Origin of the sequence: Geminicoccus flavidas (assembly GCF_009806515.1) — a bacterium.
GTDB lineage: Bacteria > Pseudomonadota > Alphaproteobacteria > Geminicoccales > Geminicoccaceae > Geminicoccus > Geminicoccus flavidus.
Window position 1 is genome coordinate 1 of sequence record NZ_WUJP01000560.1, and the last position, 9,836, is coordinate 9,836.

A 9,836-nucleotide genomic window follows, 5' to 3' on the forward strand; every position below is an offset into this window, starting at 1 on the left:
CAATCCAGATCTGCCCGGTCTCCACCTCCAGCAGTCCGGCGATCGCGTTGAGCAGGGTGGACTTGCCACACCCCGAGGGGCCCAGGAGGACCAGGAACTCGCCCTCCTCGATGTCGAGGTCGAGATGGTCGAACACGGTCAGGCTGTGGAACGCCACCGAGATGTCGCGCAGGGAGACTTCGGCCATCGCCCCTATCCCTTCACCGCGCCGGCGGCGATGCCGCGCACGAACCAGCGCCCGGACAGGAAGTAGACGGCGAGCGGCACCAGGGCCGTCAGGATGGTCGCCGCCATGTCGATATTGTAGGCGCGCTCGCCCTGGGTCGAATTAACGATGTTGTTGAGCTGGACGGTCATGGGCAGGTTCTCCCGGCCGGCAAAAGTCAGGCCGAAGATGAAGTCGTTCCAGATGCCGGTGACCTGCAGGATCGTGGCCACGACGATGATCGGCGTGGACATGGGCAGGAGGACATGGGTGAAGATCGTCCAGAACCCGCCGCCGTCGATCCGCGCGGCGTTGAACAGTTCCACCGGCAGCGACGCGTAAAAGTTGCGGAACAAGAGCGTCATGATCGGCATGCCGAACACGACATGGACGATCACGATGCAGGCCAGCGAGTTGTAGATGCCGGCCTGGGAGAACAGCCGGACTAGCGGGTAGAGGAACACCTGGTAGGGGATAAAGGCGCCAGCCAGCAGGATGCCGAACAGCAGGTTGGCCCCGCGCACCCGCCAGAACGACAGGGCATAGCCGTTCACCGCACCGGCCAGGATCGACAAGACCAAAGACGGGATCAGGATCCGAACCGAGTTCCAGAAGCCCACGCTGATGCCGTTGCATTCAAGTCCGGTGCAGGCCTCCGACCAAGCCCTGATCCAGGGCTCGACCGTGAATTGCGCCGGCAGGGCCAGGATGTTGCCCTCCCACACCTCGGCCATGGGCTTGAGCGAGGTGGTGACCATGATCCAGAGCGGCAGGAGGAAGAAGGCCGCCGAACTCAGGAGGAAGGCATAGACCCCGATTCGGGCGATGCCGATCCGTCGGGGCCGCCGGCCGCTCGGCATGTCTGCCGTCATGGGCGCCATCATGCGCGCCTCCCCGTCTCGCGGACGTAGCGGGCGTAGATCCAGGGCGCCAAGATCGCCACCACCGTGACCAGCATCATGGTGGCGGCCGCAGTCGCCAGGCCGATATTGTTGCGCTCGAACAGGTGGTCCATGACGAACTTGGCGGGGACTTCCGAGGCGATGCCGGGCCCGCCCCGGGTCATGGCGACCACCAGGTCGTAGAGCTTCACCACCTGGACCGCGAGCAGGACGGTGGCGGTGACCACCATCGGCCCGATTAGCGGCAGGGCGATCGAGAGGTAGGCGCGCCAGGCCGGGATGCCGTCGACCCTGGCCGCCTTCCACAGATCCTCGTCCACCCCGCGGAGCCCCGCCAGCAGGATCGCCATCACCAGGCCCGAGGCCTGCCAGATCCCGGCGATCACCAGCGTGTAGATCACCATCTGCTGGTTCACGATCCAGTCGAAGGTGAAGTCGGCGAAGCCCAGGTCGCGCACCAGCTTCTGCAGGCCCAGCGTCGGGTTGAGGAACCACTGCCAGGCGAGCCCGGTGACCACGAGCGACATGGCGTGCGGGAACAGGAACACGGTGCGCAACACCCCTTCAGCCCGCACCCGCTGGTCGATGAACACCGCCAGGAGGAAGCCAAACACCAGGCAGCCGCCGATGAACAGCACGCCAAAGATGCCGATGTTGATCGCCGAGAGGAGGAAGCGGTCGTTGGCGAACAGCCGCCCGTACTGCTGCAGGCCCGCCCAGTCCTGCACCGGCAGGAGCTTTGAACTGGAAAAGGACAGGCGCACCGTCCACAGCATGCAGCCGAGATAGACGACAATCACCACTGCCATGAGCGGCAGGAGCGCCAGCTTCGCGCCCAGCTGGCGGCGCCATCGGGCAGGCCGGGCATCCGCCCGGCCTGCCAGCGCGCGGGCAGTGGCCGCAGCCGGGATGCGCGCTGTCACCATGGCGGTCAACCCGCCGCCTGCATGGCACCGATGAACTGTTCCACGAACTGGTCGGTGGTCATGCCCTGGTTGTTCCAGAACTGGGTGATCACGTCGTCCAGGGCACCGGACAGGTCGGGGCTGATCAGGAAGTCGGTGGTGGGCACCTGGCGGGCCGGGTCCTTCAGGGCAGCCGCCCCCTTCTGCGCGCACGCATCCATGCCCGAGACATCGACATCGAGCCGGGACGGCACCGAGCCCTTGATCGTGTTGAAGGCGATCTGAGTCTCAGGCGCGAACATGACTTCGGCCAGGGTGGCCTGGGTCTCGTTGGCGCTGCTGGCCCCATCGACCACCGGGAAGACGAACACGTCGCCGCCCATCAGGTAGCCGCCCTGGCCGACGATGGCGCAGCCATAGTCCTGATCGGCGACCTGGCCGGCCGCGGTGAACTCGCCCTTGGCCCAGTCGCCGATCACCTGCATTCCGGCCTTGCTGGTCAGCACCATGGCCGTCGCGTCGTTCCAGTTGCGGCCAGGGCTGCCGGCATCGGTCAGGCCCTGGAGCTGCTTGAACAGCTCGGCGACCTTGCGGAATCCGTCGCTGCGCACCGCCTCCTGGTCGCCGTCGCGATAGATCCGGTAGTAGAGATCGGTGCCTCCGTCGCCGACCAGCATGGCGTTGAACAGGCTGCGCTCCTGCCAGGGCTGGCCGCCCTGGGCCAAGCCGATCAGCCCGGCCGCCTTCAGCTTCTCGCCGGCCGCCGCCACGTCCGCCCAGCTGGTGGGCTCGGCGATGCCGTGCTCCTCGAACAGCTTCTTGTTGTACCAGAGCCAGTTGATCCCGTGGATGTTCACCGGGATCGCATAGACCTTGCCGTCGCGGGTGATCGCCTCGGTCAGTGCGGGCGGCAGCACGTCCTGCCACTTGCCCTCGGCGGCGACCGCGTCCAGGTCGGCCAGCAGCCCGTTGGCGACCAGCTCGTCGAACTGCTTGCCGGTATTGAACTGCATGGCGGTGGGCGGATTGCCGCCGACGATCCGGTTGATCCCGGCGGTGCGCGCGGCCTGGCCGCCGGCGATCGCACTGTCGACCCAGGTGCCGCCGGCCTCGGTGAACGCGTCGGCGAACACCTTCACCGCGGCACTCTCGCCGCCCGAGGTCCACCAGTGCAGCACCTCGGCGCGCATCTCGGCCCGGGCCGTCAGCGGTGCAGCCGCCAGCATCGCGGTGGCCAGGCAGGCCAGGCGGAACGTACGCATGGTTCGACCTCCCGATCGTTATGTCGTTCCCATCATGCAATCGTTTGCATCATCGTTTGACAAGCCCTTTTTCTATGTCCAAGAGAAATTCATGAGTATCGACGACAGCACGCGCCCGCGCGACGCCGTGAAGTCTGGTGGCGTGCAGCGCGCCGCCAGGCGGCGGGTGACCAAGATCGAGGATGTGGCGGCCCTGGTAGGGGTCTCGGCCTCCACGGTCAGCCGGGCCCTGGCGCGGCCCGAGCGGGTCCTGCCGGAAACTCGTGCCCGCATCCTGGAGGCGGTACGGCAGACCGGCTACACGCCCAATCCGGCCGCCCGCACACTGCGTGCCGCGCGCTCGATGAACGTGCTGGTGGTGCTCTCCTCGCCAGGCCATGACGAGCCGATGGTCAGCGCCTTCTTCAACGAGCTGCTGATGGGTATCGACTTGGCGCTGTCCGCCGCGGGCTACGGCATGCTGCTGGGCAACCTCTACCAGAGCGTCGAGCGCGAGGAGCGGGTGGTCAACCTGGTGGCCGCCGGCCAGGTCGACGGCGTACTCCTGATGCTGAACCGCATGCCCAAGGCGTCGGGGCGCAGCCTCACCGATTCCGGCGTGCCGATGGTGAGCGTCACCGCGCCCGCGGCCCCCGGCCTGCCCCTGGTCGCCATCGACGAGGAAGCGGCGGCCGCCGCGGTGGCGCGCCATCTCCTGGAGCTGGGCCATCGCCGGTTCGGCTATCTGGGCGGGCCGGCGGACCACGCAATCGAGCAGCGCCGCTGCGCGGGCTTCATGGCGACATTGGCCGATGCCAGGATTGGCGCGGATGCGGTGGTGCGCTACCCCGGCGACTTCCGGGTGGGCTCCGGGCGGCGCGCCGGCCAAGCATTCGTCGCGGACCGGACGCGGCCGAGTGCCGTGTTCGCGATCAGCGACGAGATGGCGATCGGCTTCATGAAGGAGGTTCGCCAGAGTGGGCTGGCCGTCCCGGCCGACCTGTCGCTGGTGGGCTTCGACGGCATCCCGTTCGCGGAATTCTGCGAGCCGCCGCTGACCACGGTACGCCAGCCGCGTGAACTGATCGGGCGCAGTGCCGCCGAGCTGCTGGTGGCACTGATGCAGGGCACGGAGCTTGCCGCAGAGCAGCGCTGCATTCGCTTCAAGGCGGAGCTGTGGCTGGGCGGTACGACCGCACCGCCCAGGACCTGACCGGTCAGGCCGACGCGACCAGGACCGCCACCGGCAGCCGCCCGAGCAGCTCGGACAGGTCCACTTCCCCGCCCTGCACCGCCACCCCGCGGCCGGTCAGCAGGCAGCGCAGCCTGGTCCCGTCGGCCAGGTCAAGCTCGCCGATCTGGGCCTGCCGCACCGGCCCGCGCGCCGGGAAGCGGGCGGCGGCCACCACCAGCACCTCCCCCTCGTGCCGGCGCAAGAAGGCCACCACGCGCTCGCCGTCCGTGCCGGTGGCGGGAAGACCCCGGTAGCTGCCGGCCGCATACAGGTCCGGGCGCAGCTGCCGGTCGCTCAGGAGCAGATGGATCGCCGCCAGCTTGAAGCTGCCGTCCTGCCAGTCCTCCAGCAGCCGCGGCAGGGTACCGGCCTGGTCGTCGCGCAGCATGGCAGTCACCTCTTCTAGCCGACGGGCGCGCAGGCCGTAATCGACCGGCCGGCGGTTGTCCGGGTCGACCATGCTGAGGTCCCACAGATCCGCACCCTGGTAGATGTCGGGCACGCCGGGCGAAGTCAGCTTCAGCACGGTCTGGATCAGGGAGTTGCTGGCACCCAGTGCCGCGACCTTCTGCGTGAACGGCCGGAACGCATCGAGGAAGGCAGCCGAAGCAGAAGTGTCCAGCGCGTCGTCGACGAAGCCCAGCATCGCCGCCTCGTACTGCTCGTCCGGATCGCCCCAGGTCGAATGGACCTTCGCTTCGCGCATGGACTTGGTGATCGCCTCCTTCAGCCGCGTGGCGAAGCCGGCCATGGCCTCGGCGTCGACCGGGCCTTCCAGGAGCTCGATCGGCCAGGCACCCACCAGGAGCTGGTAGAGCAGATATTCGTCGTTGCGGTCCGGGGGCGCCTTGCCTTCCACGTCGCCGCGCCTGGCGCGCAGGATTCGGCTCCAGCCGCTCACCTGCCGCTGCCACTCGTCGGGCAGCTCGGACAGCACGACCAGCCGCGCGCGCGTATCCTCGCCGCGCTTGGTGTCATGGGTGGCGCTCGACAGCATGGCCTGCGGCCACCGCTCGGCCCGCTGCTGGTTGGCGCGGTGGAAGGCGGCCAGCGGCGTGCCGAACCGGTCCGGATGGCCGCCCACCTCGTTCAGCGCCACGAAGCGGTTGAAGCGGTAGAAGGCGGTGTCCTCCAGCCCCTTGGCCATCACCGGCCCGCTGAGCTGCTGGAACTTCATGGCACAGCGCCTTGCGGCATAGCGGCTGAAACCGCTGCCGGGTGCCGCCACCAGCCGGCCGGACAGGAGCCCGTCCAGGAAGTCGAACACGCTGTCGTCCAGGTCGGAGCGATGACGGCGTGCCTGGGCCAGCGCCCATGCCAGGTCGCGCTGGTCCTCCTCCGAGAAGTCGCCGTCCAGGCTCAGATAGTTGCGGTAGACCGGGAAGCAGGCGATCGTCTCGCCGATGGCCTGCTCCAGGATGTTCTGGGTGAAGTCGGCGGTGCGACGGTTCTGCCGGGCGACCCTGGCGGCATCGCGGGCCAAGACCTTCAGCTCGCTCGCCATCTCGGTCTGCATGATCCGCAGCTTGCAGAGCCGGACGATGTCGTGGAACGGCGTGTCGACCCCAGTGAAGCCGGTATAGAAGGCAGAGAATGGCTCCTCGCCCGCCGGGTCGACCAGCGCGCCCGTCAGTAGATTCAGATATTCGTAGCCGGTGGTGCCCTCGATCGGCCAGTCCTCGCGCAGGCTCTCGTGCTGCGAGAGGATCTTCTCGACCACGAGGTAGAAGGAACGCCCCTCCTCCCCCTGGAACGCCTTGCGCCGCAGGCGCTCCAGATACTGGCGCGGGTCGAACAGCCCGTCGACATGGTCGATCCGCAGCCCGTCCAGCACGCCCTCGCGCATGAGGCGGAACACCAGCTGGTGGGCATGGTCGAACAGGTCGGGCAGCTCCATGCGCAGCCCGGCCAGGCTGTTGATGTTGAAGAACCGCCGGTAGTTGATGTCGTCGCCGGCCACCCGGTAGTGGGCGACCCGCCAGTGCTGGTCCTGGATCAGCGCGTCCAGCTCGTTCCAGCTATCCGGCTCGCCCGGCCGCCCGTTCAGCCGCGACACTGCGGCGTGCACCGCCGCGCGCAGCTCGACATTGTCGCGCACCAGCTCGGCCAGGTCGCGCTTCAGCCGCTCGGCGCGACGCACGATCTGCGGGCGCCATTCGGTGGCGACGCTGAAGGCGTCGGCGATCTCCTCCAGGTCCGGATGAGCCCTAGCCAGGATCCGGTTGTAGTGCAGCGGGCAGATCGGCAGGGCGTGGGTGTCGTAGGCCCAGACCGCGAAGCTGCCTTCCGTCTCGTCGAACTTCAGGACGAGCTTGCCGGCATCCAGCTCCACTCCGTACTGGTCGCCCAGGAAGGGTACCAGCAGCTTGCCCTGCAGGTAGTCCTGGTTCGGGCTCCAGTCGATGTCGAACCAGCCCGCATAGTCGGAATCGGCTCCCCAGGCGAGCACGTCCAGCCAGAACGGGTTGCGCGAGCCGCCCACCCCCATGTGGTTCGGCACGAAGTCGAGAATCAGCCCCAGCCCGCTGTCCCGCAGCGTCCGGCACATCGCCTCGAAATCAGCGGCAGTGCCGAGCTCCGGGTTCAGCTCGTTATGGTCGATGATGTCGTAGCCATGGGAGCTGCCCCGACGCGCCTTGAGGAAGGGCGAGGCATAGACATGGCTGACCCCGAGCCTCGCCAGGTAGGGAGCGAGCGCCGCTGCGTCGCGAAAGCCGAACTCGGGGTGGAACTGCAGGCGGTAGGTCGCGCCCAGGGTCATGCGTCGGTGGCTTTCCTATGGGGTCAGCGGCCGGTGGGTCCAGCGGATCGCCCACGGCCCAAACTCGGTTTGCGCAACATCGCCCTCCTGCCAGAAGGGTGCCGCATCGTCATGAGCGAAGCCTGGCTCTGGCCGGTCCTTCAGGTTCGCCGCCAGCTCCAGCTGGCCGCCGCCCTCGATCTGCCAGACCACCTGCACGGCCAGCTCGCCCACTTCCCTGGCTTCACCGCCCCGCCGGATCCGCGGCAGGAGCGGCACCACCGTGGCATGGCGGGCCGCCAGCAGCCGGTGATACCAGGCGAGCATCTCGGCATGGGCCGGCTCGGCCAGTGCCGGCCAGTCGAGCTTGGCGGCCTCGAAGGTCGCTTGGACGGTGGGATCGGGGATGGTCCGGCGGATCGCCTCGTCGGCGAATTGCGGGAACCGGGAGAACTCGCGCAGCCGCCCTTCCCGCACCGCCTCGCCGAGTTCCTCGTTGAAGTCACAGAAGAACGGGAACGGCCGGCTGGTCGCCCATTCCTCGCCCATGAACAGCATCGGGATCTGTGGCAGCAGATGGCAGACCGCCGTCACCGCCTTGAGCGCCGGCAGGCTGGCGACCATGTCCAGCCGGTCGCCGAACGCCCGGTTACCGATCTGGTCGTGGTTCTGCACGAAGGCGACGAAGCAGGTGGGCGGCAGATGGGCGCTGGGCTCGCCACGGGCACGCTCGCGATAGCCCATCATCCCGCCCTGGAAGGCGAAGCCCTCGGCGATCGCCCGGGCGAGCATCGAGGTGTCACCCAGATACTCGGCATAGTAGGCGTCGCCCTCGCCGGTGGCGGCGGTGTGCAGGACGTGATGGAGGTCGTCGTTCCACTGCGCGACCCGTTCGCCCAGGCGGCTGGCCTCGTTCTCCTCGTTCTCCAGGATCAGGTGGACATGCCGGTCGGAAAAACTCTCCGCCACCCGCCGGACCAGCTCGTCCAACAGGTGCTCCTCGCTGTCGTCGATGATCGCATGGACCGCGTCCAGGCGCAGCCCGTCCAGGTGGAACTCCTCCAGCCAGTAGAGCGCGTTGTGCACGACGAAGTCGCGCACTGGCCGGCTGTGCTCCCCGTCATAGTTGATCGCGGCCCCCCAGGGCGTGTGGTGCCGCTCGGTGAAGAAGCCCGGCGCATAGGTCGAGAGATAGTTACCATCCGGGCCGAAATGGTTGTAGACCACGTCCAGCAGCACCATCAGGCCCCTGGCATGTGCCGCCTCGACCAGGCGCTTGAGGTCGTCCGGTTGGCCATAGCTGGCATCGGGCGCATAAAGATAGGCGCCGTCATAGCCCCAGTTGCGCCCGCCCGGAAAATCGCCAATCGGCATCAGCTCGATGGCGGTCACCCCCAGCTCGACCAGATGGTCCAGACGGTCGATCGCGGCCAGGAACGTGCCTTCGGCAGTGAAGCTGCCGACATGCAGCTCGTAGATCACCGCCTCGTGCCACGGCCGCCCGCGCCATCCGCCGTCGGTCCAGCCATGGCTGCCCGGGTCGATCACCTGGCTGGCTCCATGCACGTCGTCCGGCTGGTAGCGCGAGGCCGGGTCCGGCACACGCAGCCCGTCCGGCAGCACGAAGCGGTAGCGGGTGCCGGCGCCCGCCGCGGTCACCAGCTCGTGCCAGCCGCCCGGCGCGGCCGCCATCGGCACGGGCGCCCCCTCGTCCAGGACCAGCTCGATCCGCGGGTGCGCCGGCGCCCAGAGGCGGAACCGCACCTGCCCGTCGTCCTGCAGCTCGGCACCGTGCGGCATCCGGTGGATGCGCTGTCGGCTCGGTTGGGCTCGAGTCATGCTCAGGCCGCATCCAGCTGGAAGGCGAACAGGAGCAGCGAGCGCCCCGTCACCCCATAAACGTCGCCGGTGTTGTAGGTGCGCTCCTCGGGAAGCTCGTCCAGGTTGGTGTCGACCAGCAATTCCCAGCTATCTCCGCCGGCACAGGCCGGCAGGGTGAACTCCACCAGGTCGTGATAGCCGTTGAACACGATCAGCAAGGAGACGTCCTCGCCGCGCTTACGCAGGCCGGTTGCGCGCGCTCGACCGTCCACCATCATGCCGAAGCACTTGGCGTTGCCGTCCTCCCAGTCTTCGGCCTGCATCTCCGAGCCGTTGGCGTTGATCCAGGTGACGTCCTTGACGTCCAGCTCCTCGTCGTAGTGACCGGTCAGGAACCGGTTGCGACGGAGGATCGGGTAGTCACGGCGCAATTTGGTAAGCTTCTGGACGAACTTGATCAGCTTCTTGCCGCGATCGCCGATGTTCCAGTCGACCCAGCTGATCTCGTTGTCCTGGCAGTAGGCATTGTTGTTGCCCTGCTGGGTCCGGGCGAACTCGTCGCCGGCCAGCAGCATGGGCGTGCCCTGGGAGAGCAGCAGCGTGGCCAGGAAGTTGCGCATCTGCCGCTCGCGCAGCGCGTTGATCTCGGGCTCGTCGGTCGGCCCCTCCTCGCCGCAGTTCCAGGAGCGGTTGTGCGAGTGGCCGTCCTGATTGTCCTCGCCGTTCGCCTCGTTGTGCTTGTCGTTGTAGGTAACCAGGTCGTTCAGGGTGAAGCCGTCATGGGCGGT

At 67.9% G+C, this 9,836-nt stretch carries 7 protein-coding genes and 1 pseudogene; 1 reads left to right on the top strand and 7 read right to left on the bottom strand.

Annotated features, from left to right (window positions below):
- The 4 genes from EQG76_RS16025 to EQG76_RS16040 form a co-directional block, all read right to left on the bottom strand.
- The coding region (locus tag EQG76_RS16025) for an ATP-binding cassette domain-containing protein (protein WP_159715232.1) at positions 1-187 on the bottom strand (187 nt) is incomplete at its 3' end.
- Positions 188-192: 5 nt separating this feature from the next.
- Positions 193-1,086: a carbohydrate ABC transporter permease gene (locus tag EQG76_RS16030; RefSeq protein ID WP_407925544.1), complete on the bottom strand. Its 894-nt coding sequence runs from the start codon at positions 1,084-1,086 to the stop codon at positions 193-195.
- The gene (locus EQG76_RS16035; protein WP_159715234.1) at positions 1,086-2,033 is read right to left on the bottom strand and encodes a carbohydrate ABC transporter permease; all 948 of its coding nucleotides are present in this window, start codon (positions 2,031-2,033) and stop codon (positions 1,086-1,088) included. Before EQG76_RS16035 ends, EQG76_RS16030 begins: the two co-directional genes overlap by 1 nt.
- Positions 2,034-2,038: 5 nt before the next feature.
- On the bottom strand, positions 2,039-3,274 hold the full coding sequence (locus EQG76_RS16040) for an ABC transporter substrate-binding protein (protein ID WP_159715236.1): 1,236 nt from the start codon (positions 3,272-3,274) through the stop codon (positions 2,039-2,041).
- A gap of 91 nt (positions 3,275-3,365) precedes the next feature.
- On the opposite strand from EQG76_RS16040, the gene EQG76_RS16045 reads away from it, so the two are divergent.
- A complete protein-coding gene (locus EQG76_RS16045; protein WP_159715238.1) occupies positions 3,366-4,466 on the top strand; it encodes a LacI family DNA-binding transcriptional regulator in 1,101 nt (366 codons plus the stop codon).
- Between the two features lie 4 nt (positions 4,467-4,470).
- On the opposite strand, the gene treY is transcribed toward EQG76_RS16045, so the two are convergent.
- From treY to EQG76_RS16060, 3 genes and pseudogenes are all read right to left on the bottom strand, one after another.
- Positions 4,471-7,248, bottom strand: a complete 2,778-nt coding sequence (gene treY / locus EQG76_RS16050; protein ID WP_159715240.1) for a malto-oligosyltrehalose synthase — start codon at positions 7,246-7,248, stop codon at positions 4,471-4,473.
- 15 nt (positions 7,249-7,263) lie between these two features.
- A complete protein-coding gene (gene treZ / locus EQG76_RS16055) occupies positions 7,264-9,066 on the bottom strand; it encodes a malto-oligosyltrehalose trehalohydrolase (protein ID WP_235031397.1) in 1,803 nt (600 codons plus the stop codon).
- Between the two features lie 2 nt (positions 9,067-9,068).
- Positions 9,069-9,836, bottom strand: a pseudogene (locus EQG76_RS16060) (glycogen debranching protein GlgX); the annotation flags it as partial.